The following is a 25,035-nucleotide window of genomic DNA, read 5'->3' as shown; positions in this document are numbered from 1 at the left end:
AAGTTACTAATTGCTGTCAATCCCAAGGAGATGGTCATGACGAACGGCAACACCGTCACGCGCGAACGCATTGCCGCGATGGAACCGCGCATCCGCCGCTATATGAGGCACACGCCGGTGCTGCGCGTCGACATGGCCGATTTCGACCGGCCGCCGCTGGCGGTCGACCTCAAGCTCGAATGCCTGCAGCATTCCGGTTCGTTCAAGGCGCGCGGCGCCTTCACCAATCTGCTCGAACGGCCGGTGCCTGCGGCCGGCGTGGTTGCGGCTTCGGGCGGCAATCATGGCGCCGCAGTCGCCTATGCCGCCATGCGGCTTGGCCACAAGGCGACGATCTTCGTTCCCGAAGTCAGCCCGGCGGCCAAGCTGCAGCGCATCCGCGGCTACGGCGCCGAACTGATCGTCGGCGGCGCCCGCTATGCCGAGGCGCTGGCCGCCAGCGAGGCTTTTGCCGAAAAGACCGGCGCGCTGCAGATCCATGCCTTCAACCAGGAGGAAACATTGGTCGGCCAAGGCACGCTCGGCCTCGAAATCGAAACCGATCTGCCCGACATCGACACGCTGCTGGTCGCTGTCGGCGGCGGCGGCCTGATCGGCGGCATCGCCGCCTGGTTTGCCGGCCGCATCAGGATCATCGCCATCGAGCCCGAAGGCGCGCCGACGCTGCATCGCGCCTTCGAGGCCGGCCACCCCGTCGATGCGCCCGCCGAAGGCGTTGCCGCCGATTCGCTGGCGCCCAAACGCGTCGGCGAGATGATGTTCCCGATCGCCGAGGCTTTTGTCGAGCGCTCCATTCTGGTCACCGACGACGCCATCATCGCCGCGCAAAAGGCGCTGTGGGAGCGGGTGCGGATCATCGCCGAGCCGGGCGGCGCAGCGGCCTTCGCAGCGCTGCTGTCCGGCCGCTACACGCCGGCGCCGGGCGAGCGGATCGCCGTCCTTGTCTGCGGCTCGAATACCGATCCGGCGAAATTCTAAACCTTGCTTCGACTGAAGTGGGACGCAAACCCGCCAAGCTTTTCAAGTTTTCCGGAACCGCCTCGCCTTTGCCGTGTTTGCTGGTAAACTTCTGCTTGTTGAGTCCGGGCTATCCCGCCCGGGCAGGAAGGGCCGATGACGGAACGCCCCATTTCCAGTGGCGATCGCAGCCTGGCCGGGCGGCTTGCCCTGAGCCGGCTGGCGACACGGGTCTCGATGACGGTCGAGCGCGGCTGGCCGCTGCTTCTGCCGCTGCTCATCATCGCGAGCCTGTTTCTCAGCCTCTCCTGGCTCGGCCTTTTCCCTCGGCTGCCTGACATTGCGCGCATTATCCTGGTCACTGCGTTCGGTATTGCCACGCTGGCGGCGCTCTATCCGCTGCGTTTCTTCAAGCTTCCATCCGCCGCTGAAATCGACCGCCGTATCGAGGCCGCCAACCAGCTGCAGCACAGCCCGGTGCTGGTGCAGACCGACCGTCCCAGCGGCAAGGAAAGCATCTTTTCCCAGGCGTTGTGGCGCGAACACCAAAAGCGCATGGCCGACAAGCTCGGCAGCCTTGGCGCCGACCTGCCGCGTACCCGCGTGCCGGAGCGCGATCCGTGGGCATTGCGTGCCGTGGCGGCGCTGCTGTTGGTCACCGCTTTTGCCTTCTCCTTCGGACCGTCCGGCGGCAGGATGTCCGATGGTTTCAGTGCCCATGCGGCGCGCGACATCGTACCGCCGCGCATCGATGCCTGGGTGACCCCGCCGGCCTATACCGGCAAGCCGCCCATCTTCTTGACCGCGCCAGTCATCGATGGCAACGCCAAGCAGGCGGTTGCCACCTTCACCGTGCCGCAAGGCAGCGACGTCTCGCTGCGCGTGACCGGCGGCTCCGGCGAGGAAACGCTAAGCTTTGCCGACAAGGGCGGCAATGCTCGCGCCATCGACCCGTCGGGACCACAGGTGGCGGCCGTCAAGGCAGCGGCGGTCAACCCCGCGACCCCCAAGCTGCGCCAGTTCACCGGCAAGCTGACCGCCGACGGCACGCTGACGCTGAAGTCGGGCGAAGCCGATCTCGGTCGCTGGGCCTTCGCGGTGATCCCCGACAAGCCGCCGACGATCCGCTTCGTCGGCGAGCCCAAGCGCGCCGTCAACGGCGCTTTCGAGCTCAACTACCAGATCGACGACGACTATGGCGCGGCCACCGCCAAGGCGGTTTTCGCGCTGGCCGATCCGGCGGCGCCCGATGCGCATCCGCTCTACGGTCCGCCTGAATTGCCGCTGGCGCCGCCGCGCCGCGGCGGCAAGGCGAACGCCGCCAGGACCACCAAGGACCTCACCGAACACGTCTGGGCCGGCGCCAGCATCAAGCTGTCGCTTGTCGCCACCGACGATGCCGGACACACCGCGACCAGCGAAACCAAGACTATTGTGATGCCGGAGCGGCCCTTCGCCAACCCGCTGGCGCGGGCGGTGGTCGAGCAGCGCCGCCTGCTGGCGCTCGACGCCAATGCCAAGCCGCGTGTGCTCGACCTGATGGACGCCATCACCCTGCGGCCCGAGGACACGTTCGACAACATGTCGCATTACCTCGCCATTATGAGCGCCCGCAGCCGGCTGAAGATGTCGGACAGCGACGATCAGTTGCGCAACGAGGTTGCCTATCTCTGGGAAATCGCGCTCGGCATCGAGGAAGGCAATCTCTCGTCCGCCGAAAAGCGGCTCCGCCAGGCCCAGCAGGCGCTGCAGGACGCCATCAAGCGCGGCGCCAGCGACGAAGAGATCGAAAAGGCGATGAAGGAACTGCGCGAGGCGATGAACGAATTCCTGCAGGAATTCGCCGAGCGCGCCAAGCAGAACCCGAACGCGCCGCAGATGCAGCAGAATGGCCGCGAGCTGCGTCAGAGTGATATCGACCGCATGATGGACCAGATCGAGAATCTGGCGAAGTCGGGCGACCGCGACAAGGCGCAGGAGCTGCTGTCGCAGCTGGAAAACATGCTGAACAACCTGCAGGCCGGCCGTCAGCAGCAGGGCGGCGAGCAGGACAGCGAGATGCGCCAGCAGATGGACAAGCTGGGCGAGATCATGCGCCGCCAGCAGGAGATGATGAACGACACCTACCGCATGGACCAGATGCAGCGCGGAGATAATCAGCAGCCCGGCGAAGGCAATGGCGACGACCCGGACCAGCCGGGCGTCGGCAAGGATCGCGATCCTCTCGCCCGGCCGAAGTCGATGACACCGCAGGAATTCGCCGATGCGATGAAGCAGCTGCAGGAAGGCCAGGGCCAGTTGCAGAGCGAACTCGACAAGCTGAAGAAGGGCCTGGAAGGCATGGGCATGCAGCCCAATGAGGGGTTTGGCGACGCTGGCAAATCCATGGGCAATGCCGAAAAGTCGCTTGGCGAAGGCGAAGGCGACCAGGCAGTCGGCCACCAGGGTCGCGCGCTGGAAGCGCTGCGCAAGGGCGCCAAGGAGATGATGAAGCAGCTGCAGGCGATGCAGGGCGACCAGGGCGGCAGCCAGGAAGGCGGCCGCCAACAGGACGCCGGCCGCGATCCGCTGGGCCGACCGCGCGCCAGCCGCGGACCCGATTTCGGCGATTCGGTGAAGGTGCCCGACGAGATCGACGTGCAGCGCGCCCGCCAGATTCTCGAGGCGATTCGCAAGCGGCTCGGCAACGCGCTCAGCCCCGACATCGAGCGCAGCTACCTCGAGCGGCTGCTGGAGCTGAAGTAGCCTCCAAGGCAACATCCGTCGAACTGAATGGTATCAGCGCCATGCCGAAACTCGGTGCCGTCACGCCCATCCTGCGCATCTTCGACATCGCCAAGGCACGCGAATTCTATGTCGACTTTCTCGGCTTCAAGGTCGAGTTCGAGCACCGCTTCGACGACAATGCGCCGCTCTACATGGGTGTAATCCGCGACGGCTGTGTCCTGCATCTGAGCGAACATCATGGCGACGGCGCGCCGGGTATAGCCATGCGCATCAAGGTCGAGGACATCGCGGCATTGCACCGCGAACTGATCGGCAAGAGATACCGCTACGCCCGGCCGGGCCTCGAAACCACGTCGTGGCAGACCCGTGAAGTGTCGGTCGGCGACCCCTTCGGCAATCGCCTGCATTTCTACGAGGATGCAACAGACTAAGCCGGCCGGTTGACGAACGCCTCGCGGATCGCCTCCTGCATGCCGTCGATAGCTTCGCCTGAGGCATTTGGGCTACGGTGCATCACCACATTCGAGGAATCGATATGGCCGAACCCGTCAGCGGCGGTGAGCTCGCGGCAGCCATCGGGAATGTTGCTGTGCGAGATCGGCGCGATCGCCAGGCCGGAGGTGACGGCGAGCTTCAGGCCGCCGGTGGTGTCGCTGGTATAGGCGACACGGTAGGCCAGCCCACGCTGCTCCAGCGATTTGATGGCGAAGTCCTTGCACCAGCCGGCCCGGTTGTAGAGCGCGATCGGCACCGGCCGCTCCTCATGCATGTGATGCAGGCTCGATGTCACCCACACGGTCGGATCGTGCATCAGCACCTCGCCGCCGGAAGGATCCTGCCATTCGAACACCACGGCGAGGTCGAGTTCACCGGCCGCCAACGCCGCCAGCTGGGCGCCCGAATGTGCATAGCGCACGGTGACCTCGACCTTGGTGTGACGCTTCGAGAAGGCGCCGAGCGCGCGCGACAGGATGGCGTGACCATATTCCTCGGGAATGCCGATGCGCACAGGCCCGCCAAGCGGTGCCGCCGCCATCGATGCCGCCGTCTCGTCGAGCAGCGAGACGATGCGGCGGGCATTGACGATCAGCTCGCCGCCACGGCGCGTCAGCGCCACGCCGCGCGAGCCGCGTTCGAACAGGCTGTCGCCGACCAGCTCCTCGAGCTTCTTCATCTGCATCGACACCGCCGACTGGGTGCGCCCGGCCTGCTCCGCCGCCCGGGTGAAATTGCCCGCTTCGGCAATGGCGACGAAGGTGCGCAGGAGATCGCTGTCGAGGGCTGGCCGCATCGAATCCGTCATAAGCAAATTTGATCGCTGGTATCATTCCAATTCGTTTGCAACATGTCAAACGCCGCAGCATAGTCCGCTCACCCATTGGATATGCCGCCGCGAAACCGGCTGTGGACCAATCAAAGAGTCCTCACTCATACCCGCTGCCCGAAACGGTGGCGGGTTCTTTTTACCCCATGGCCGGGCGGCTGCGGGCAGTCAAGGCAAGGGCCGGCAGAACAACATGCGCAACCGGATCGTTCTCGGCATCATCAGCCTGTGCCTTGGCGTGCTGGTGTTCTCGCTCCAGGACCCGCTGGTCAAGGCGGTGTCGGCCGGCTATCCCGTGACCGAGGTGATGTGGATCCGCTCGATCGTCGCTTTGCCGATCCTGGTCGTTCTCGTTCGCGCCGATGTCGGCCTGCGGGCCATTGTCTCGAAGCGGTTCGGCCTGCTGACGATACGCGCCTTCGTCCAGTTCTCCTCCTATACGGTCTACTATCTGGCGATCGCTGCCTTGCCGCTCGCCGACGCGGTGGCGCTCTATTTCATGGCGCCCCTGTTCATCATGGCGATAGCCGGGCCCTATCTCGGCGAGCGGGTATCCTGGCAGGCTCTCGCCACCGTGCTGATCGGCATGCTGGGCGTGGTCGTGATGCTGCCCCCGGGCGCCGGCCTGTTCGACTGGGCGGCGCTGCTTTCGTTGGGCTCGGCTTTGCTCTACGGCTTTTCACAGCTGATGGCGCGCAAGATCGGCGACACCGAATCCTCCACCGTCATGGCCTTCTACCAGAACGGCGCCTATCTGGTCGGCGCCGCTGCGGTTGCCGGCACATTCTGGCTTGCCGGCATAACCCATGCTGTCCACCCCAGCCTCGAATTCCTGGTGCGGCCGTGGGTCTGGCCGACGACCCCGGATTTCCTCAAGATGGCGGCCTGCGGCTTCGTCGCTTCGGCCGGGATGATTCTGCTGTCGCAGGCCTACAGGCTGGCGCCCGCCAACCGCGTCGCCACATTCGAATACACCGGGATTATCTGGTCGCCGCTGTGGGGCTTCCTGTTCTTCGACGAGGTGCCGCGCTCGACCACCGCCATCGGTGCGGCGCTGATCATCGGCGCCGGTCTGCTGGCGCTCAACACCGAACGGCGCCGGAGCGCTGCGCCTGTCCTCGCCGCGTCTCAGGATGCCGCCTGAAGCGTGTCAGGCGAAGCAGGCGAGCGCCTGGTCGACCCGCGAGCGGATTTCGGCCAGCGTGAAAGGCTTTTGCACGACGTCGATAATGATGCCGTTCAATTCCTCGGCGCGCTCGCGCTGGTCGGCATAGCCGGTCATCAGCAGGATCTTCATGTCAGGGAAAAGCCTGGCTGCGGCGATCGCCATCTCGATGCCATCCATTTCCGGCATGCGGATATCGGAGACGACGAGGTCGTAACCGCCGCCTGCAGCACTGACCATCGCCAGCCCCTGCGCGCCGTCGGCGGCGATATCGATCGAGTGCCCGGCGCGTTCGAGCGCGCGGGCGGCGAGGGTGCGGACGGACTCATCGTCCTCGACGATCAGAAGCTTTGCCATGGGCCGGAATTTGGCGGGCAAAAGTTGACTTTTTCTGAAAATTTGAAGCGTCGGGGGCCTTTTCTCAGGCATCGCCTTTGACGACACCGACAAACGGCAGTTCGCGAAAAGCGTGAGCGACGTCCATGCCGTAGCCGACGACGAAGTAATCGGGACAGTCGAAGCCGACATAGTCGGCGTTCAGCTCGGTCTGGCGGCGCATGCGCTTGTCCAACAGCACCGCGATGGCGCAGCTTTTGGCGCCGCGCGACAGCATCAGGTTGCGGGTGAAGGAGAGCGTCTTGCCCGACTCCAGGATATCGTCGATCAGCAGCACGTCGCGGCCGGCGACCTCATTGTCGATGTCGCGCAGCACCCTCACGTTGCCGCTGGTGGTGCCGGCGCCATAGCTGGAAATGAAGATGAACTCGACCTCGGGCGACAGCCCGACATCGTGCATGGCGCGGATCAAATCGGCGGCGAAGATGAACGAGCCCTTCAGCACCGAAATCACCAGCAGGTCGTGATAGTCGTGCTCGGCGATCTCCTTGGCGAGTTCGAGATTGCGCCGCGCGATCGCGGACGCCGAAAAGAGGACCTCGATGTCCTTGCCGCGCACAACTGGCATCAACAACCTTTCCAGAGAAACCGACTAGCCGGCGAAGGTGACCGCCACGGCCTTGACGCCGTTTCTAGGCACATCGAGGCGGCTGGAAAAGCCGAATCTTTCGCCGGGCGCCAGAGAACGGTTGGATGTCCCCAGAGTATAGCGGGTGATGCGGCTGTCATTGCCGGTGACACGTATCTCCAGCGGCGGCAATTGTCCCGCCTTCAAACCGTCATTGACGGCCTCGCCATCCACGAACAGCACCGGGGCGGGTCCCGAGGCGTCGACACGCGAGGTGACGCCGGCAATGCTGAGTACGGCGCCCGCCGGCTGTTCGACTGTCCAGAACGGCGTCTGGCGCACCAGCGCGTGGCCACCCGAGACCCAGAAGGCGGCAAGGGCCGCACCGATGCCGGCAATCCAGAAGATCGGCCCGCCACGCGATGCCGGCCGCCCGGCTGACGCATCTGATTTGCGCAGCATCTCCATGCCTTCCATCGACGGCGTCGCGATGTCGCGCGCCGGCGTCGGCATGGCTTCTATCAGTGGGATCAGCTGCGGCAGCACCTCATAATCCGCATCGACGATGTCGGTCGCCACAGGACGCGATTCCGGTGCGACACTTGTCCCGGTCATGATTTCGCCGGAAACCGGGCGCGCGGTTCGTTGCTCAGCCATCATGGCCCCGCTGTTGCCTCTTCGTTTCTTTTGCGTAAATGGAAATGGTTAACGCTTCCCCACCGGAACCCTTGTGACGCATTCAAAAACAGCGAAAATTAACCGACGGTTAACCATGGCGGCCGATGGTCGTTGGACAGAAAGGGTTGGCACGCCGCCGCCACACACCTCAGGTCGTCGCACGTGATCCGCTTCGAAAATGTCGGCCTTCGCTATGGCATGGGTCCGGAAATCCTCCGCGACATCTCCCTGCACATTCCGGAGAGCTCCTTCCAGTTCCTGAGCGGGCCCTCGGGCGCCGGCAAGACGACGCTGCTGCGCCTTCTGTTCATGTCGCTGAAGCCGACACGCGGGCTGATCACCATCTTCGGCAAGGACCGCTCGCGCATCTCGCGCGCTGAACTGCCGCATCTCAGGCGCCGCATCGGCGTGGTGTTCCAGGATTTCCGCCTGCTCGACCACATGACCACCTATGAGAATGTCGCTCTGCCGCTGCGCGTGCGCGGCCGCGAGGAAGCGAGCTACCGCACCGACGTCACCGAACTTTTGAAATGGGTCGGCCTGGGCGAGCGCATGCATGTGCTGCCGCCGGTCCTTTCGGGCGGCGAAAAGCAGCGCGCGGCAATCGCTCGGGCCTTGATCGAACAGCCCGAAATCCTGCTTGCCGACGAGCCGACCGGCAATGTCGACCCGCCGCTGGCGCGCCGGTTGCTCAGGCTGTTCATTGAGCTCAACCGGCTCGGCACCGCGGTGGTGATCGCCACTCACGATCTCGGCCTGATGGAGCAGGTCGACGCGCGCCGCATGATCCTGGCCGGCGGAAGGCTGGATATTTATGACTGAGCTATCGGCCGAACAGCTGCATGAAGACGCCGCCGAGCCCGCAACGACGACGCAGCGCGTCCAGCGCCGCATGGCGCCGATCGTGCCGGCGCAGAATATTGCCGGCCGCGCCTTGGTGCTGGTCATCGCCATCATGACCTTCCTGTCCTGCCTGACTTTCGGCGCCGTCACGCTGGTGCGCGACACTGCCTCGGTCTGGGAAAACCAGATCTCGCGCGAGGCGACGATTCAGATCAAGCCGGTCGACGGCCTCGACATGCAGGCAGCCCTTGCCCAGGCCTCGCAGATCGTCGGCGAATTCCCCGGCGTGAAGGAAACCCGGATCATCGATCGCGACGCCACCGCGCGCCTTTTGGAGCCATGGCTGGGCTCGGGCCTGAATATCGACGAATTGCCGGTGCCGCGCCTGATCATCGTCACCATCGACGAGACCAGCCCGCCCGACTTCAGCGCCATCCGTGCGGCGCTCACGCCCAAGCTGCCGAGTGCTTCGCTCGACGATCACCGTACATGGGTCGACCGGCTGGTCGCCATGGCCCGCACCACGGTCACCATCGGCATCGCCGTGCTGGTCCTGATGCTGTCGGCGACGGTGCTGACCGTAGTGTTTGCGACGCGCGGCGCCATGGCGGGTAACGGCCATATCATCGAAGTGCTGCATTTCGTCGGCGCCGAGGCGCGCTTCATCGCGCGCGAATTCCGCTGGCATTTCCTGGTCACCGGGATGAAGGGCGCGGCCGCCGGCGGCGCAGCCGCGATCCTGGTTTTCATCGTCTTTTCCTGGTGGTCGTCGCGCAACATGGCAACGCCGCAGGCCGACCAGGCCACCGCTTTGTTCGGCAATTTCGCCATCGGATCGGCAGGCTATCTCGGCGTCGGCCTGATGGTGCTGGTGATCGGCGGACTGACGGCGGCGACCTCGCACGCCACCGTCGTCGCCTATCTCAGCGACATCGATGTCCGCCAGCCGGATGCGGGGTGACCCGTGAGGGCAGAAGCGAAAACAGTTCGGGGGCAAGGACAGGAATGGAAGGGACGATCACGGATCGAAAACCGACGTAACGCAATGTGCGCTTTTTTCCTTACCAAAAAGGCATTTCAGGATTAACCATAGGATGATGAACGCGCGGGAGTCGACCGGAACGGCTGGACAGATGCCAGTGGTGCGTTTGCGTGTGCGTACCGGGCTGGGCCGTTTGCGCACCGCCCTGCGTCTCGCCTCCCTCTGTCTACTGCTGCTGGTGGCCCTGTTTGCCGGTGGCTTCGGCTGGTTCGCCAGCAAGGTCAGCCACATGACGACCCCGACCAACCCGGCCAAGGCCGATGCGATCATCGTCTTGACCGGCGGTCAGGCCCGCCTCGACGCAGCACTCGATCTGCTTGCCTCCGGCAAGGGCGAGCGGCTGCTGATCTCAGGCGTGCATCCCTCTGCCAGCCGCCGCCAATTGCAGGCTGCTACCGGCGGCGACAAGGCGCTGTTTTCCTGCTGTGTCGACATCGACCGCGCCGCGCTCGACACGATCGGCAATGCCGAGGAAAGCGCTAAATGGGTGGAGAGCCACGCCTATGGCAGCGTCATCCTCGTCACCAACAATTACCACATGCCGCGCAGCCTGCTCGAGATGGGCCGCCTGCTGCATGGCGCCAGGCTTGAACCCTATCCGGTGGTCAACACCAATCTGGACAATGGCGACTGGCTGACCAAGCCGGAAGCGCTACGCGTGCTTCTGACCGAATACAGCAAATACCTGCTGGCGCTTGCGCGCGGCGTCGTCCCGGTCCGCCAGACCGCCGACAGCGTCGCACTGGCCGAGGTTTCGACCGCCAAGGACTAAAGCAATTCCAGGAAAAGTGTGTAGCGGTTTTCCCGGGAAAAGCACGTACGCTTTCCCTTGGGAATTGCGTCCAGACAGACGACTCTGACGGCGCTCGATTACCCCTTGGCCGTGCCGTCTTCCGCGCCACGCAGCCGCGCAATCTCCTGTTCGAGGCTTTCAATCCGCTTGTCGCGTTCGGCGAGTGCGGCCGCGACATCGGCGGCCTCGAATCGCTGCGGAATGTGTTGCGGGCAATTGGCATCCCAGGCCGAGACGGTGAACAAGATGACCTGCTCGGGGCGCGCCTTGTAGTCCTGCGGCATCAGCCTTGCCAGAAGATCGGCATCGTCCTCGACGACGCGCGCCGTGCCCCAGATCTTGACGCGCTGGCGATGCGCATAGTCGATCAGGAACAGGAATGCCTGGTTGTTGTCGGCGAGATTCCCTTGCGTGATGAACTGCCTGTTCCCGGAGAAATCGGCGAAGCCGATGGTCTTTTCGTCCAGCACCTTGAGGAAGCCGGCTGGCCCGCCGCGATGCTGGATATAGGGCTGACCCTCGCCATTTGCGGTCGACAGGAAGACGCTGGTCTGCGCCGCGATGAAGTCGGCGAGGTCGGGCGTGATATGGGCGCGCCATCCGCCGCGCTCCTCGGCGCTGGCATAGCCCTTGCGCGAACCTTTGCGGGTCTGGATCGCCTTGACGGTCGGCGTGAAGGCGACATCGCTGGTGAAAGTATGAGCATTCATGGAAGCCTCCGCGAGGCCGAAACACGGCCATTGTACGCGAAGAGGTAGATCCTTCCATGTTTTGGATGTAGATGGCATAGTTGCAAGCTATCCTTCCAATTTCCGGAAGAAAGTATGGATCGTCTCGAAGCCATGTCGCTGTTCGTCGCCGCGGTGGAAGCGGGCAGCCTTTCCGCTGCCGGCCGCCATTTCGGCATTCCACTGGCAACGGTCAGCCGCAAGGTTTCCGACCTCGAAAAGCACCTTCAGGCGCGCCTGCTGAACCGTTCGACCCGGCAGCTCACGCTGACCGATGCCGGCCAGGTCTATCTCGCCGCCTGCCGCCGCATCCTCGGCGAGGTCGGCGAAGCCGAACGCACCGCTGCCGGCGAATACAGCACGCCGACCGGCGACCTGTTCATCACCGCGCCGGTCGTCTTTGGTCGCCTGCACGTGCTGCCTGTCGTCACCGAATTCCTGGCGGCTTATCCTCAAGTCAACATTCGCCTGACGCTGGCTGACCGGATAACCCAACTGGCGGAGGAACATCTCGACCTTGCCATCCGCATCGGCGAGCTTGCGCCTTCGAGCCTCATTGCCATCCGCGTCGGCGCGATCCGTCGCGTCGTGTGCGCCAGCCCCGCCTATATCGCCGCGCATGGCATGCCGCGGACGCCGGACGATCTGGCCGCGCATGAATGCATCAGTTTCGAAGGGCCTGCAGCGCTCGCCAGTTGGAGCTTTGCCGGCGACAAGGGCGAACTGATCGTGCCGATCCGCTCACGGCTGCGCGTCAACACGGCGGAAGCTGCAATCGATGCCGCGATTGCAGGCGCCGGGATGACGCGGGTGCTCTCCTACCAGATCGCGGACGCATTACGTTCCGGCGTGCTCGTCCCGGTCTTGCGACCCTTCGAGCCGCAGCCGTGGCCGGTGAGCCTCGTCCATGCCGGCCAAGGCCTGCTGGCGGTGAAACTCAGGGCGTTCCTCGATTTCGCCGCTCCGCGGCTGAAGCAGCGGCTATTGCAGGCGACGTGGTGAGTTGAGACTGGCTTGAGTCAGTGGCGAGCCGGCCTATGTCAGGCCATTGCGGCGTTTCCTTTTTGCCCGCGCTTGGTGTAACCAACGCACACCTCCTCAACGGGCCCTTCCCCGCATGCTCTATATCCGCTCGCTGGCGTTCAACTTCGTCTTCTATGTCAATCTGACCGTCCAGATGGTCCTCTGGACCCCTTACTACTTCCTCTCGCCACGCCATCGCGCCTGGTTCGTGCCGAAATTCTGGTCGCGCACCAGCCTGTGGCTCTACGACAAGATCGCCGGCACCAGGAGCGACATCACCGGCGTCGAGAACCTGCCGGAGGGCTCTTTCATCCTGGCGCCGAAACACCAGTCGTTTTGGGACGCGATCGCCTTCTTTCCCTTCCTCCACGATCCGCTTTATATCCTGAAGCGCGAGCTGACCTGGATCCCCTTCTTCGGCTGGTACATCCTGAAGATGCGGATGATCCCGGTTCACCGCGGCAGCCGCTCCAAGGCGTTGAAGCAGGTCGTTGCATCGACAAAGCAGGAGATGGGGCGCAATCCGCGCCAGCTGATTATCTACCCCGAAGGCACGCGCCGAGCGCCAGGCGACGAGCCGGCTTACAAATACGGCATTGTCGAGCTCTATACGCAGCTTGGCGTCCCGGTGGTACCGGTCGCCCATGTCGCCGGCCTCTATTGGCCTCGCCGCAAATTCTTGCGCTTTCCCGGCACCATCAAGGCCCGCTTCCTGCCGCCGATTCCGCCCGGGCTCGGCAAGGACGAATTCATGGACCGGCTGATCGGCGATACGGAAGCCGCCTGCGACCAGCTGCTGATCGAGGCATCGCAGGCTCCTAACCCGCCGCAAATGCCGCCGACGGCGGTCAAGCGGCTGGCCGAACTCGCCGCGGCCGCCAAAGCAATTCCAGGAAAAGTGTGAGCGGTTTTTTCCGTCCTGAATCGCGCCAAAACAAAAAAGACCAAAGCTTGATCTCTTCTGCGGGCCGGCTCAAGGCCACGCCGCCAGCGCCGTTGTCAGCACCAGCGTCGCCGCGAAGGCCAGATTGATGATCCGCGACGCCAGCGGCTGGCGCAGGGTGCGGGCGAAGGCCGCGCCGGCCAGCAGCCACAGCACATGGATGGCTACGATCATCAGGGTGAGAACCGCCAGCCTGGCCGGGATGCCGAGAGCATCGGCGCCGGCTGCGGTCGCGGAGCCAGCAAGGACCGCAGCAATCGCCACATAGGCTTTCGGGTTGGCAACGGCGAGCAGGAAGCCGCCGAGGAAGGTCGGCAGAACCGCGCTGCTGTCACGCGCGGCCAGCGGCGGCGCTGTCGCTATTCTGTAGGCGAGGTAGAGAATATAGGCGGCGGAAGCGACCGCCAGCACTGGCGCTACGCCCGGCATCGAGGTGAGGATAGCCTTGATGCCTGGTGGCCACCACCAGCAGCACCGCGACCGTGCCTAAAATGATCCCCGATGTGTAGTGAAGCGAATTGCGCAGGCCGAAGGCGGCCCCTATCGCCGTGACGCTGATCGTCGCCGGGCCAGGACTGCCCATTACGACGGTTGCCGCCAGCACCAGCGCCAGCAATTGCTGCCAGGGCTGCGCCTGCGATAGAATGTCTGCGGCCATGCTGCCTCTTCTCCCAATAATGGAGAACAGTGTGGCAAGGCGGACAGCCGTCGTCTTGGACGATCGTGCCGAACCTGCGCGGCTAGGCGCTGGCCTTGTCCAGCGCCACGAGATCCTCCGCGCTGAGCTTCAGCGATGCGGCGCGCACCAGGCTGTCGACCTGATCCAGCGTCGTGGCGCTGGCGATCGGCGCGGTGATGCCGGGCTGCGCCATCACCCAGGCGAGTGCTACTTCCGCCTGCTTGGCCGAATGGCGCGCCGCCACAGTGTCGAGTGCGGCCAGAATGCGCATGCCGCGCGCATTGAGATAAGCCTTCACGCCGCCGCCGCGTTCACTTTTGCCGAGATCGGCCTCGCTACGGTATTTGCCGCTCAAAAACCCCTTGGCGAGGCTGAAATAGGTGATGACGCCGATATCCTCGGCCACGCACAGATCATGCAGCGGCCCGTCGAAGGATGAGCGGTCGTAGAGATTGTATTCCGGCTGCAGCACGCTGTAGCGCGGCAGCCCGCGCAGGCTGGCAACATCGAGCGCGGCGCGCAGCTGGCCGGCGTCAAGATTCGAGGCGCCGATATGGCGGACCTTGCCGGCAGCGAGCAGCTTCTGGTAGGCGCCGAGCGTCTCTTCGTACGGCGTGGTCGGGTCCGGCCAGTGCGACAAATAGAGGTCGATCACATCGGTCTGCAGCCGCTCAAGCGACGCCTCGACCGCCCTTTCGATATGGGCAGCGGACAGATCCTTCTTGCCTTGTCCCATATCCGAGCCGACTTTGGTGATGACGATGATCTTGTCACGGTTGCCGCGGCTTTTCATCCATTTGCCGATGATGGCCTCGGACTCGCCGCCCGCGTGGCCCGGCACCCAGCGCGAATAGGCATCGGCCGTATCGATAGCGTTGAGGCCGGCGTCGCCGAACCGGTCGAGCAGGTCGAAGGAGGTCTTCTCGTCCGCGGTCCAGCCGAAGACATTGCCGCCCAGGACCAGCGGCGCGATGGAAAGGTCGGTTTGGCCGAGACGGCGTTTTTGCAAGACGGGGCTCCGTGGACTGGCGGCGGGCGACCCGAATGCTTCGGGCCGCAGCTAAGCTAGGTCTCGCCGCGCCGAGGTCAAAGGCCTCAGCCAATTTTTCCAGCGGGCCAGCGCTTCACAAAGGCGCGAGCGCTTCGCCTGCAGGCTCGCCGTGGTCTACCGGCTCACGAGGCGATCCGCTTCGCCACCTCTTCCAGCCAGTGGTCGCTGATACCCAGCGCCGCGAGATGCTGCAGCGTGTTGAGCACATAGTCCTCGTTGTTTCCGGACTGGCCGACGGCGCCACGGATAACACCTGCCGCATGCGCGGCATCGAGCCCGCCGGCATACTGCTCATGCTGGCGGTCGACGATATAGGCGACCGCTTTCACTCTCTCTCCCGCGGCCGCCCCATTCCCGTCGAGGCTGATATCGAGCACACGCTCGAGGTAGACGCTGGTCACCAATTCGCGCTCGCGCAGATAGGTCAGCACCTCATCGCGCAGCTCGCCGGGCACGCGAAACGCCAGCCCGATGCAGGAGCCGCCACGGTCGAGGCCTAGCACCAGGCCCGGCCGCTGGCGCGTGCCGCGATGCACGAAGGAATAGACGCACAGCGACCGGCGGTAGCCGTAAAGCCGCGCGCGCCGTGTCTCGACATGGGCGAATCCCGGTCGCCAGATCAGCGAGCCGTAGCCAAAAACCCAAAAATCGCCCATATCGCCAAGCCTGATTGCACGAGAGTGACGCCGCCGCATCGGAATCGGTGCTCTTCTGTTCTTTTTGCTTGTTGCGTAAGCCACAGTCCACCCGCAACACGCCCGCGTTAATGAAAGCCGCAGCATGACGTCAAGTGACGAGCGTCCGTCGAAGTTTCGCCGCCGGCTGATGTGGCTCGCTGCCTTGGTCGTTATGCTGTTCGGCGTCTACAGCGCGGTCTGGTTCTATGTCGCCGGTCGCGTCAGCAGCGAAGCCGACAAAGCGGTGGCCTCGCTCAAGGACAAAGGCATCGAGGCCGGCTGCGCCAACCTCACCGTCAGCGGCTACCCCCTGAGTTTTGCCATCTCCTGTGACAATCTGGCTTACGAGGACGACGCCAGGAACGTTGCCGCCTCGGCAGGCAGCTTCAACTTCGTTGCAGAGCTCATCCGGCCTTTGTCGCCTGCCGCCGAGTTGCGTGGGCCGCTGCGCACCTCGGTGCCGGGGATGGCGCCGCTATGGATCGATTGGGACAATCTGCAGGCCAATGCCAAGCTCTCCTGGCCCTTGCCACGCAGCATTTCGCTGCAGGCCGAGAGCTTGTCCGGCCAGACCGATCCGGCCGACGACACCGACCCGGTTTCACTGTTCAGCGCCGGAACGGCGGCGGGCGAGTTGCGGCCGGACGGTCAGGACCTTGGCTATACCGGAAGCTTCACCGATCTTGAGATCGACGCCGACGCGATCGGCGGGCGCGTGCTGCCGCCGCTCGACGGCAGCGGCGACGCGACGCTGAAGAACGGCGTCGCGCTGATGAAGACGCAGGCCAGGAGCCTGCGCGGCCAGGCGGTCGGCATCCACAAGCTCGATCTGTCGTCGGGAACCGCGCGCATCACCGTCTCCGGCCCGGTGTCGGTCGACGCCAACGGCCAGGTCAATGCCGACCTGACGATCAAGCTGCAGGATCCCAAAGCCGTGGCGGCAATCCTCGCCACCGCAATCCCCGAGCAGAAGAGCCAGATCGAGCAAGGCTTTGCCGGTCTGGCGCTGCTCGGCAACGAACCGTCGATGCCGCTCAAGGTGGTGAAGGGCAAGGTCTCGCTCGGCTTCATTCCGCTGGGCAAGATCAAGCCGCTCGATTAGAGCAATTCCAGGAAAAGTGTGAGCAGTTTTCCGTCCGGAATTGCGTTAAAACAAAGAGACAGAGCATGATCGCAAAGAGCGGCAACGGCTTTTGGGGAGAGATCATGCTCGAGCAAGCCGACGCATGAACCGACCGGTGAAACTGCTGAGCGTTGGCGCGCTGACGCTGGATACCATCCTGCGCGTCGAAACCCTGCCCACGCATCAGGGCAAGTTCATCGCCTCGGACGGCATCCAGATCGCCTCGGGCATGGCGACAAGTGCTGCCTGCGCCGCCCGCCGTCTCGGCGCCGAGGTGTTCCTGTGGGCAAGTGCAGGTGACGATGCCGTCGGCGACCAATTGCTGGCCGGCATCGAGGCCGAGGGCGTCGATTGCGACTTTGTCCGCCGCGTCGAAGGCGCCCGCTCGGCGCTGGCCGCGATCCTGGTCGACGCTCATGGCGAGCGCATCATCGTGCCTTTCTACGACCCAAAGGCGCAGGCCGACCCCGAGGCGGTGCCTGTCGCCGATCTTTCCGGCTTCGATGCCGTGCTGGTCGATGTGCGCTGGCCGGGCGCCGCTGCTCTTGCCTTGACCGCCGCGCGCGACGCCGGTTGCCCGGCAATCCTCGACGCCGACACGGCGCCGCTGGAGGTGCTGGAGCGTCTGTTGCCGCTGGCGTCGCACATCGTCGCTTCGGAGACGGCTGCACGCATTGTCTGCGGCCACGCGCTGAATCCCGAAACCGCCTGCGCCGACCTCGCCAGCCGCACAGACGCCTTTGTCGCGGTTACCGGCGGCGCCGTGGGAAGCTGGTGGCATGACCGGTCCGCCGGATGCGTGCGCCACATCGCGGCGCCGAAGATCAAGGCGGTCGACACGCTTGCCGCCGGCGACGTGTTTCACGGTGCCTTTGCCGTCGGGCTTGCCGAAGCCATGCCTATCGAGCAGGCCTTGCGCTTTGCCAGCGCGGCGGCCGCGCTCAAATGCCAGCGCTTCGGCGGCCGGCTGGGCGCGCCGGACCGAGCCGAGACAATGGCCATGGTCGCGGCGACCTGGCCCGTCTGAAACAGATTTAACTTTTCACCGGGTGCTCGACCGCCTGCCGGCCGAAATCCGGCACGTCGATATCCTGGCCGGCCTCGATGATCGAACGGCGAACGGCCCGGGTGCGGGTGAACAGGTCGAACAGCTTGTCGCCGTCGCCCCAGCGGATCGCCCGCTGCAGCGAGGCGAGGTCCTCCGAAAAGCGCGCCAGCATTTCCAGGATGGCATCCTTGTTGTGCAGGCACACGTCGCGCCACATGGTCGGGTCGGAGGCGGCCAGACGGGTGAAGTCGCGGAAACCGGAAGCCGAATATTTGATCACTTCCGACTTGGTCACCGATTCCAGATCGTCGGCCGTGCCGACGATGTTGTAGGCAATGATGTGCGGAAGATGCGAAACGATGGCCAGCGTCATGTCATGATGCTGCGGGTCCATCGTGTCGATGTTGGAGCCGCAGCGCCGCCAGAATTCCGACAGCTTTTCCAGCGCGGCCGGATCGGTTCCCGGCAGCGGCGTGAAGATGCACCAGCGGTTTTCGAACAGCTCGGCGAAACCCGCATCCGGGCCCGATTTCTCCGTACCCGCCAGCGGGTGTCCCGGAATGAAGTGCACGCCGTCCGGCACATAGGGCTGCATTTGCGCAATGACGGAGGCCTTGGTCGAACCGACATCGGTGAGGATGGCGCCTTTTTTCAGCGCCGCTGCGATCTCTTGCGCCACCTCGCCCGACGACCCCACTGGCACCGAGACGATGATCAGGTCGGCGTCGAGGACCGCTTCCCTGGCGTCGGTGGTGTAGCTCTCGCCAAGACCGAGCTCCTTCGCCCGCGCCAGCGTGGCCGGGCTGCGCGTCGCGATGGCGACATGGCGGGCCAGGCCCTTGCGGCGGATGATGCGGGCCAGCGACGAGCCGATCAGGCCGATGCCGACCAGCGCGATCTTTTCAAACATCGGTGCTGTCATTGTTTCAGCTTTTCAGGAATGTCGTGAGGGCATCGATGACGCCGCGATTTGCTTCTTCGGTGCCGACGCTCATGCGCAGCGCATTGGGAAAGCCATAGCCGGTAACGCGCCGCAATATATAGCCGCGCTGGGTGAGGTAATCGTCCGCCGCCTCAGCCGAATGCCTCTTGTCGTCGGGAAAGTGGATGAGGACGAAATTGCCGACGCTGGGCGTCACGCGCAGCCCAAGCTTCGTCAGTTCTTCATTCAGCCAGGTAAGCCAGGTCTCGTTGTGCAACGAACTGCGCTCGACATGGGCGCGGTCGCGGATGGCGGCAATGCCGGCCTCGATCGCTGTTGCGTTAACGTTGAAAGGGCCGCGGATGCGGTTGATGGCATCGACGATGTGCAGTGGGCCATACATCCAGCCGATGCGCGCGCCGCCAAGGCCGAGCTTGGAGAAGGTGCGGGTCATGACCACATTCTGTGCGCTGCCCGCCAGCTCGATGCCGGCCTCATAGTCATTGCGCCTGACATATTCGGCATAGGCCGCGTCGAGCACCAGAAGCACGTTGCCCGGGAGAGCGGAATGCAGGCGGCGGACCTCCTGGAACGGCAGATAGGTTCCGGTCGGATTGTTGGGATTGGCGAGGAAGATGATTTTGGTCCGCGGCGTCACCGCGGCCAGGATCGCGTCGACATCGGCGCGCTCCTGGGTTTCCTTCACAGCAACCGGCTTGGCCCCCGCCGACTGAATGTAGATCTTGTAGACCATGAAGGCATGTTCGGTAAAAATCGCCTCATCGCCTGGCGCAAGATAGGTCTGCGCCAGCAGGCCAAGTATCTCGTCGGAACCGTTGGAGCAGATGATGTTTGCCGGGTTGAGGCCATGCACCTCGGCGATCGCCTCGCGCAGCCGGCGGGCGGTGCCGTCGGGATAGACATCGAGCTTGCCAGCCACTTCGCGCGCGGCCTCGATCGCCTTCGGCGACGGGCCGAGCGGGTTCTCGTTCGACGACAATTTATGTACCTTGGCGACGCCGGCCGGTGCCGTGCTCTTGCCCGGCACATAGGCGTCGATGTCCATAATGCCCGCGCGGGGCGTCGGCCGTGCCTTGTCCGCTGTCTTGTCCATGTCGCAAATCCGTCGAGAATGCCTCCGTCCGGAGGCCGCAGCGGAAATACAAGCCGTAGCCGCGAATGTCGAGAGGCGGGCAATAGCTGGCCGTTGACGCCGGGCCGCACGAGTTCTAGAAGAACGCAACAGTTCCGTGGTGATTTGGCCGGTCGGCTTGCAGCCACGTTAAACAACTCGCTAAAGGGCCGTTTGCGTGACGTAACCGGCTTTGCGATCGCATTGCCGGTTTTTTTATTGCCTGACGGCGGGCAAGGAGAGTCACATGGCCGCGCTCCGCGCTACAAAAACCAACAACGAGGCCGACAGCCCGTCGAGCCCGGTGTTGCGTTTTGGCCCTGACAAGCCGCTGAAGCTCGACGCCGGCACGCTTTTGTCGCCGTTCCAGATCGCCTACCAGACATATGGCGCCCTCAACGCTGCCCGCACCAACGCCATCCTGGTCTGCCACGCGCTTACCGGCGACCAGCATGTCGCCAGCACCAATCCGGTGACCGGCAAGCCCGGCTGGTGGGAAGTGCTGATCGGTCCCGGCAAGATCATCGACACCAACCGCTTCTTCGTCATTTGCTCCAACGTCATCGGCGGCTGCCTCGGCTCCACCGGTCCGGCCTCGACCAATCCCGCCACCGGCAAGCCCTACGGCCTCGACCTGCCAATCATCACCATCCGCGACATGGTGCGGGCGCAACTGATGCTGGTCGACCATTTCGGCATCGAAAAGCTGTTTTGCGTGCTCGGCGGCTCGATGGGCGGCATGCAGGTGCTGGAATGGGCGTCATGCTATTCCGAGCGCGTCTTCTCGGCCCTGCCGATCGCCACAGGCGCACGCCATTCCTCGCAGAACATCGCCTTCCACGAGGTCGGCCGCCAGGCTGTCATGGCTGATCCGGACTGGCATGGCGGCAAATATTTCGATCACGGCAAGCGCCCGGAAAAGGGGCTCGCCGTGGCGCGCATGGCCGCCCACATCACCTATCTGTCGGAAGCCGCCCTGCATCGGAAATTCGGCCGCAATCTGCAGGACCGCGAAGCGCTGACCTTCGGTTTCGACGCAGATTTCCAGATCGAAAGCTATCTGCGCCACCAGGGCATGACATTCGTCGACCGCTTCGACGCCAACTCCTACCTCTACATGACCCGTTCGATGGATTATTTCGACCTCGCCGCCGACCATGGCGGCCGGTTGGCAGATGCCTTTGCCGGGACCAAGACCCGCTTCTGCCTGGTGTCCTTCACCTCGGACTGGCTGTTCCCGACCGAGGAGAGCCGCTCGATCGTGCATGCGCTCAACGCCGCCGGCGCCTCCGTCTCCTTCGTCGAGATCGACACCGACCGCGGCCATGATGCCTTCCTGCTCGATGAACCCGAACTGTTTGCCGCCATCAAGGGCTTCATCGGCTCGGCGGCCCGCGCAAGGGGGCTCGCCTCATGAGCGTCAATGGCAGCCAGCGCGTCGACCTCGAAGTCGTGGCCAACCTGATACCGCCGCAGTCGCGGGTGCTCGATGTCGGCTCCGGCGACGGCCTGCTGCTCGAACTCCTGCAGGAGACCAAGCAGGTCGACGGCCGCGGGCTGGAGCTGTCACAGCGCGGCGTCAATGAATGCGTGGCGCGCGGTCTCTCGGTCATCCAGGGCGATGCCGATACCGACCTCGAATTCTATCCGGACAAGGGTTTTGACTTCGTCGTCCTGTCTCAGACGCTGCAGGCGACCCGCAACCCGAAGCTGGTGCTCGACGAGTTGCTGCGAATCGGCAACCGCGCCATCGTCTCCTTCCCCAATTTCGGCCACTGGCGGGTGCGGCTGTCGCTGTTCGTCAATGGCCGGATGCCGGTGACCGCGGACCTGCCCTATTCCTGGTACGACACGCCCAACATCCATTTCTGCACCATCCGCGACTTCGTCAATCTGGTCGAGGAACTCGGCGCTTCGGTCGAGAAAGCCACCGCGCTCGACGGCAACGGCCAGAAGATCGGCCTGTCGATGCCATGGTGGTTCTGGAATTTCTTCGGCCAGCAAGCGGTGTTCTTGCTGAAGCGGTAGTTTGCCCCTATTCCAGCACGTCCGTTCGCTTGTGCGGGTGCTGAACGCCATCGGCGATGATCACATCGGCGTGGGAGTTGTCGGTGCGCAAGGCCAGAATCTCCCGATAGGCTGATGAATCGTACCAGCCCCACGCATGCGCCCTGTCCGGAAACTCGATGACGATCAGATGCCCGGGCCATTCGTTTTCGACCCCGTCCATGTCGCCGCCGTGGACAAGGAAGCGGCCGCCGAACGGCTCCAATGTGGCGTCGATCCTCTGCAGATACCCGACAATCTGCGGGCCCATTGTGACTTGACGCATATGGGCGACGGCGTAGGCGGCCATGGCTGAACTCCCTGTGAGATCGAAGCCCGACGACCGGCTTCGTTGGCGCAATCTGCAGACATGATGGCCATCGGTCGATTACGTCTGGGGTAATCGGCCGGCTTACCGGCGTCCTGGCTCAACAGTTTGTGATGACATTGCCGCTGGTTTTTTGTAGCGTCGAATCGAATGCCATCCCGGGTAAGGCTTGGACGGCGACCATCAAAACCTCCGGCCTCCAGGCATTTCGGGGCACAATCGAAGCAACATGTCCAAGGCAACCGACCTCGCTCCGCTGATCTCGGTGATCACACCGACGCACAATCGCCGCAGCAAGGTGGTGCGCGCCGTGGAGAGCGTGCTGGCGCAGAATTTTCCCCGGTTCGAACACATTGTCGTCGATGACGGCTCGACCGACGGTACGGCAGCCGCACTTGCCGAAATCCGCGATCCACGGCTGATCTATGTTGGCTCGAAATGGCGCGGCGCCAATGCCGCCCGCAATGCCGGCATCGAGCGGGCGCAGGCGCCGGTGGTGACATTCCTCGATTCCGACGACGTCTATTTGCCGGATCGCCTGGCGCGGACGCTGGAGCAGTTCGACAACAATCCCTCGCTCGAAGTGCTGATCAGTTCCTTCGTGTCGCTGAAGGGCAATCGCCGCACCAACTGCGTCAACCGCGAGGCGCTGCTGAGCCGCGACTCGCTGGAGCGGGCCCTTGTCGCGCAGACCATCTTCATTGCCGGGTCGGCAATCACCGCCCGGCGCGAGTCGCTGCTGGCCATCGGCGGCTACGACAGTGACGTCACGCGCATGCAGGATCGCGAATTGTTGCTGCGCTTTGCCCGTCGCAGCGGCGCGCAGCTGTCCGAAGTGATCGACTGGAAAAAGTACAACTCGGAGAATTCGATCTCCGGTCGCCGGGACGGCTATGTCGAAGCCTATGCGAGCTTGATCGACAAGCACCCCTATATCGCCGACCGCTACCCCTACATTCCGCCTTACATGATCGCCCGGCAGCTCATCGCCGATGCACTCAAGGGCAGGGTTTCGCAGGCGTTCTCCGGCTATATGGCCAACCGGTCGTCGAAGGCGCTTGGCTATTCGCTGCCGCAGCTGTTGCGTGGCTATGTCGGCGGCCGGCGCTGGCGCCGCGATCTCTATGCCGAATTTCGCGACAAATACGGTGCACGGCCGGCCTGAAGTTTGCCGACAAGCCGCGCAGCGGCTTTCCCCTCCGAACTGCCTCAAACCTCATTTGTCGAGTTCCGGCAGATATGGGTCGGAATATAGCCGCCGGTCGCGTTCGCCCTGTAGGCAGTCCATGGGTGCGGCGGCATCGATCGGGACCACGGTCGCATCGGCGATGCCGCTCACCTCCAGGATCAGCTTGCGGCGTATGGCGGTGGCGAATTCCGAGGCCGCATAGATCGGCAACACGAAGGAGCCGGGCCCACCGGTAACGCAGTCGTCATAATACTGGTCGAGATGGCTGAAGGTCGGCGACGGGCTGATCAGGATCGGCAGGCCGTTGATGACGATGCCCTTGGCCACCGCCGCATCGCGTGTCGTGGCGACGGGCAGCCCGGTGTTGTTGGGACCGTCGCCGGAAATGTCGATGACGCTGCGTGGCGCATCGAACCCCGTGCCCTCGAACAGCCCGGCGCCGAAGGCAAGCGCACCGGAAATCGAGGTGCCGCGAAAGCTGCGGAACGGCCGCGCTTCTATTCTGTCGGCGAAGGCGTTGGCGCTCTCTGCGCTGTCGATCACCTGCCAGGCGATGACGCCATCCTCGCGCACGACGCCCGCCCATTCGAAATAGGCAAGCGCGATGCGCCCGGTGGTTCCCGAGCGCACGGCCTTGATGAAATCGGGATGCCTGAGGGCCTCGACATAGCCAGCGCGCTGCAGCGCGAACTCCCTCTCGTCCATCGACTGTGAGATGTCGACGGCCAGCACCAGTTCGATATCCACGGCAACGGCCGGGGCAGCCACGGGCGTGGTGCAGGCAAGGCAGGCAAGCAGGCTGAGCGCATCGAGCATGGCCGCACCACGGATGTTTCGACCCGTGAATCTTCGCCGCGATCGCGGCGAAATAAAGCCCCTTCTACTTCTTTCGCCGCACGGCCGCTTTCGGCGGCGGGTCGATGGCGCCGGTCCTGACTCGGGCGGGTTTCAGTGGCGCAGCACCCGTATCCTTCACGATGTTCAATGCGCGTGGAAAGAAATGACCATTGTGCAGTCCGCGCCCGATGTTGAGGATCGCGGTTTCCGGCAGGCGTTTCTCCAGCATGGACAGCACCCTTCGTATCGAAGGACCATCGAACGCGTCCATCGCTTCGTCGATGATCACCCATTTCGGCTGCCGCAAGGCCAGCCTAGCGAAGGCCAGCGACCGCTGTTCGTCATCGTTGAGTTCACGCTCCCAGCGTGCGGAACGGTCGAGCGAGGATGATAGCCGCTCGAGGCCGACCTCGGCCAGCACCGCCCCAAAATCAGCATCGCCAGCCGGCGCCGAGCCATTCGGATGCAGCACTTCGCGTAACGTGCCGGCAGGAAAATACGGAACACGCGGCACGAAAATCGGCGTTTCTCCGGCCGGCAAGCCGATCCGCCCGCTGCCCCAGGGCCAAAGGCCGGCAATGGCGCGGAAGAACAATGTCTTGCCGGCGCCTGGGTCGCCGGTGATCATGACGCGCTCACCGGGATGGATCTCGACATGGCTGTCTGAAAGTTTGGTGCAGCCCTCCGGCGAGGCCACTTGGAGCTTCTCGAAGGTCAGGCTGCCATTGGCGTTGTCGCCGAATTCGATCCGCTTTTCCTTGTCGTGCAGCACATCGGTTTCATCGAGCGCGATGCGGAAGTCGGCAACACGCATCA

Annotated in this window: 26 protein-coding genes, 1 pseudogene and 1 riboswitch; of the genes and pseudogenes, 14 read left to right on the top strand and 13 right to left on the bottom strand. The window is 64.1% G+C overall.

The genetic code is table 11. The features are described 5' to 3' along the window. Nucleotides 1-36: 36 nt before the first annotated feature. The 3 genes from NKH38_RS27170 to NKH38_RS27160 all read left to right on the top strand — a co-directional run bounded on the left by NKH38_RS27170 (nucleotide 37) and on the right by NKH38_RS27160 (nucleotide 4,115). Entirely contained in the window at nucleotides 37-978 is a 942-nt protein-coding gene (locus NKH38_RS27170; protein WP_352764340.1) for a threonine/serine dehydratase, read from the top strand. A gap of 135 nt (nucleotides 979-1,113) precedes the next feature. Beyond that, complete coding sequence (locus tag NKH38_RS27165) at nucleotides 1,114-3,702, top strand: TIGR02302 family protein (RefSeq protein WP_352764343.1); 2,589 nt, start codon at nucleotides 1,114-1,116, stop codon at nucleotides 3,700-3,702. 41 nt (nucleotides 3,703-3,743) lie between these two features. Further along, complete coding sequence (locus tag NKH38_RS27160; protein WP_023685340.1) at nucleotides 3,744-4,115, top strand: glyoxalase superfamily protein; 372 nt, start codon at nucleotides 3,744-3,746, stop codon at nucleotides 4,113-4,115. Here NKH38_RS27160 and NKH38_RS27155 read toward each other — a convergent pair. Continuing rightward, a complete protein-coding gene (locus NKH38_RS27155; protein ID WP_023726969.1) occupies nucleotides 4,112-4,975 on the bottom strand; it encodes a LysR family transcriptional regulator in 864 nt (287 codons plus the stop codon). The genes NKH38_RS27160 and NKH38_RS27155 overlap by 4 nt on opposite strands. Before the next feature lie 226 nt (nucleotides 4,976-5,201). Between NKH38_RS27155 and NKH38_RS27150 the strand changes: the two genes are divergently transcribed. Then, nucleotides 5,202-6,152: a DMT family transporter gene (locus NKH38_RS27150; protein ID WP_352764348.1), complete on the top strand. Its 951-nt coding sequence runs from the start codon at nucleotides 5,202-5,204 to the stop codon at nucleotides 6,150-6,152. A gap of 6 nt (nucleotides 6,153-6,158) precedes the next feature. On the opposite strand, the gene NKH38_RS27145 is transcribed toward NKH38_RS27150, so the two are convergent. The 3 genes from NKH38_RS27145 to NKH38_RS27135 all read right to left on the bottom strand — a co-directional run bounded on the left by NKH38_RS27145 (nucleotide 6,159) and on the right by NKH38_RS27135 (nucleotide 7,797). Further along, complete coding sequence (locus NKH38_RS27145) at nucleotides 6,159-6,530, bottom strand: response regulator (protein WP_023673316.1); 372 nt, start codon at nucleotides 6,528-6,530, stop codon at nucleotides 6,159-6,161. 64 nt (nucleotides 6,531-6,594) lie between these two features. Then, a complete protein-coding gene (gene hpt / locus NKH38_RS27140; protein ID WP_352904610.1) occupies nucleotides 6,595-7,137 on the bottom strand; it encodes a hypoxanthine phosphoribosyltransferase in 543 nt (180 codons plus the stop codon). 24 nt (nucleotides 7,138-7,161) lie between these two features. Beyond that, the gene (locus NKH38_RS27135; RefSeq protein WP_352764354.1) at nucleotides 7,162-7,797 is read right to left on the bottom strand and encodes a hypothetical protein; all 636 of its coding nucleotides are present in this window, start codon (nucleotides 7,795-7,797) and stop codon (nucleotides 7,162-7,164) included. Between the two features lie 180 nt (nucleotides 7,798-7,977). On the opposite strand from NKH38_RS27135, the gene ftsE reads away from it, so the two are divergent. The 3 genes from ftsE (at nucleotide 7,978) to NKH38_RS27120 (ending at nucleotide 10,472) form a co-directional block, all read left to right on the top strand. Then, the gene (gene ftsE / locus NKH38_RS27130) at nucleotides 7,978-8,637 is read left to right on the top strand and encodes a cell division ATP-binding protein FtsE (RefSeq protein WP_023685344.1); all 660 of its coding nucleotides are present in this window, start codon (nucleotides 7,978-7,980) and stop codon (nucleotides 8,635-8,637) included. Further along, nucleotides 8,630-9,619 carry a cell division protein FtsX gene (locus NKH38_RS27125; protein ID WP_352764357.1) on the top strand — a complete coding sequence of 330 codons (990 nt, stop codon included), beginning with the start codon at nucleotides 8,630-8,632 and terminating at the stop codon, nucleotides 9,617-9,619. Before ftsE ends, NKH38_RS27125 begins: the two co-directional genes overlap by 8 nt. Before the next feature lie 133 nt (nucleotides 9,620-9,752). Then, nucleotides 9,753-10,472, top strand: a complete 720-nt coding sequence (locus NKH38_RS27120) for a YdcF family protein (protein ID WP_023673311.1) — start codon at nucleotides 9,753-9,755, stop codon at nucleotides 10,470-10,472. 98 nt (nucleotides 10,473-10,570) lie between these two features. On the opposite strand, the gene NKH38_RS27115 is transcribed toward NKH38_RS27120, so the two are convergent. After that, nucleotides 10,571-11,203, bottom strand: coding sequence for a pyridoxamine 5'-phosphate oxidase family protein (locus tag NKH38_RS27115; protein WP_023711719.1), 633 nt, complete (start codon nucleotides 11,201-11,203; stop codon nucleotides 10,571-10,573). A 114-nt stretch (nucleotides 11,204-11,317) separates the two neighbouring features. On the opposite strand from NKH38_RS27115, the gene NKH38_RS27110 reads away from it, so the two are divergent. Next, nucleotides 11,318-12,223 (top strand): LysR family transcriptional regulator, encoded by a 906-nt coding sequence (locus NKH38_RS27110; protein ID WP_352764361.1) that lies wholly within the window; start codon nucleotides 11,318-11,320, stop codon nucleotides 12,221-12,223. A gap of 115 nt (nucleotides 12,224-12,338) precedes the next feature. Then, complete coding sequence (locus NKH38_RS27105) at nucleotides 12,339-13,148, top strand: lysophospholipid acyltransferase family protein (protein WP_352764364.1); 810 nt, start codon at nucleotides 12,339-12,341, stop codon at nucleotides 13,146-13,148. A 69-nt stretch (nucleotides 13,149-13,217) separates the two neighbouring features. On the opposite strand, the pseudogene NKH38_RS27100 reads toward NKH38_RS27105, so the two are convergent. From NKH38_RS27100 to NKH38_RS27090, 3 genes and pseudogenes are all read right to left on the bottom strand, one after another. Next, a pseudogene (locus NKH38_RS27100) lies at nucleotides 13,218-13,845 on the bottom strand (LysE family translocator). 82 nt (nucleotides 13,846-13,927) lie between these two features. Then, complete coding sequence (locus tag NKH38_RS27095; protein ID WP_023711717.1) at nucleotides 13,928-14,875, bottom strand: aldo/keto reductase; 948 nt, start codon at nucleotides 14,873-14,875, stop codon at nucleotides 13,928-13,930. Between the two features lie 164 nt (nucleotides 14,876-15,039). After that, the gene (locus NKH38_RS27090; protein ID WP_023711716.1) at nucleotides 15,040-15,573 is read right to left on the bottom strand and encodes a gamma-glutamylcyclotransferase; all 534 of its coding nucleotides are present in this window, start codon (nucleotides 15,571-15,573) and stop codon (nucleotides 15,040-15,042) included. Nucleotides 15,574-15,697: 124 nt separating this feature from the next. Between NKH38_RS27090 and NKH38_RS27085 the strand changes: the two genes are divergently transcribed. Further along, the gene (locus NKH38_RS27085; protein ID WP_023735194.1) at nucleotides 15,698-16,696 is read left to right on the top strand and encodes a DUF2125 domain-containing protein; all 999 of its coding nucleotides are present in this window, start codon (nucleotides 15,698-15,700) and stop codon (nucleotides 16,694-16,696) included. 124 nt (nucleotides 16,697-16,820) lie between these two features. After that, entirely contained in the window at nucleotides 16,821-17,744 is a 924-nt protein-coding gene (locus NKH38_RS27080; RefSeq protein WP_023743987.1) for a sugar kinase, read from the top strand. A gap of 7 nt (nucleotides 17,745-17,751) precedes the next feature. On the opposite strand, the gene NKH38_RS27075 is transcribed toward NKH38_RS27080, so the two are convergent. Continuing rightward, nucleotides 17,752-18,687: a prephenate/arogenate dehydrogenase family protein gene (locus tag NKH38_RS27075; RefSeq protein WP_352638118.1), complete on the bottom strand. Its 936-nt coding sequence runs from the start codon at nucleotides 18,685-18,687 to the stop codon at nucleotides 17,752-17,754. 4 nt (nucleotides 18,688-18,691) lie between these two features. Beyond that, on the bottom strand, nucleotides 18,692-19,801 hold the full coding sequence (hisC, locus tag NKH38_RS27070) for a histidinol-phosphate transaminase (protein WP_352638116.1): 1,110 nt from the start codon (nucleotides 19,799-19,801) through the stop codon (nucleotides 18,692-18,694). 126 nt (nucleotides 19,802-19,927) lie between these two features. Beyond that, a riboswitch (SAM riboswitch) is annotated at nucleotides 19,928-20,005 on the top strand. A 61-nt stretch (nucleotides 20,006-20,066) separates the two neighbouring features. Between hisC and metX the strand changes: the two genes are divergently transcribed. After that, nucleotides 20,067-21,236: a homoserine O-acetyltransferase MetX gene (gene metX / locus NKH38_RS27065; RefSeq protein ID WP_352764371.1), complete on the top strand. Its 1,170-nt coding sequence runs from the start codon at nucleotides 20,067-20,069 to the stop codon at nucleotides 21,234-21,236. Beyond that, nucleotides 21,233-21,847 (top strand): methionine biosynthesis protein MetW, encoded by a 615-nt coding sequence (metW, locus tag NKH38_RS27060; RefSeq protein WP_023673299.1) that lies wholly within the window; start codon nucleotides 21,233-21,235, stop codon nucleotides 21,845-21,847. Before metX ends, metW begins: the two co-directional genes overlap by 4 nt. Before the next feature lie 7 nt (nucleotides 21,848-21,854). On the opposite strand, the gene NKH38_RS27055 is transcribed toward metW, so the two are convergent. Continuing rightward, nucleotides 21,855-22,175, bottom strand: coding sequence for a DUF1330 domain-containing protein (locus NKH38_RS27055; protein ID WP_352764374.1), 321 nt, complete (start codon nucleotides 22,173-22,175; stop codon nucleotides 21,855-21,857). Between the two features lie 247 nt (nucleotides 22,176-22,422). Here NKH38_RS27055 and NKH38_RS27050 point away from each other — a divergent pair, with 247 nt between their 5' ends. Beyond that, complete coding sequence (locus NKH38_RS27050) at nucleotides 22,423-23,358, top strand: glycosyltransferase family 2 protein (protein ID WP_023673297.1); 936 nt, start codon at nucleotides 22,423-22,425, stop codon at nucleotides 23,356-23,358. Between the two features lie 51 nt (nucleotides 23,359-23,409). On the opposite strand, the gene NKH38_RS27045 is transcribed toward NKH38_RS27050, so the two are convergent. Both NKH38_RS27045 and NKH38_RS27040 read right to left on the bottom strand, forming a co-directional pair. Beyond that, nucleotides 23,410-24,198 (bottom strand): DUF1194 domain-containing protein, encoded by a 789-nt coding sequence (locus NKH38_RS27045; RefSeq protein ID WP_352764378.1) that lies wholly within the window; start codon nucleotides 24,196-24,198, stop codon nucleotides 23,410-23,412. 64 nt (nucleotides 24,199-24,262) lie between these two features. After that, nucleotides 24,263-25,035: ATP-binding cassette domain-containing protein (locus NKH38_RS27040; RefSeq protein WP_352904607.1), on the bottom strand; the 773-nt coding region annotated here is incomplete at its 5' end.

It is taken from the genome of Mesorhizobium sp. M1078 (assembly GCF_040318615.1).
Taxonomy (GTDB): Bacteria; Pseudomonadota; Alphaproteobacteria; order Rhizobiales; family Rhizobiaceae; genus Mesorhizobium.
Note: the sequence above shows the minus strand (reverse complement) of the source record. Positions and strands in the feature narration are given on the sequence as shown.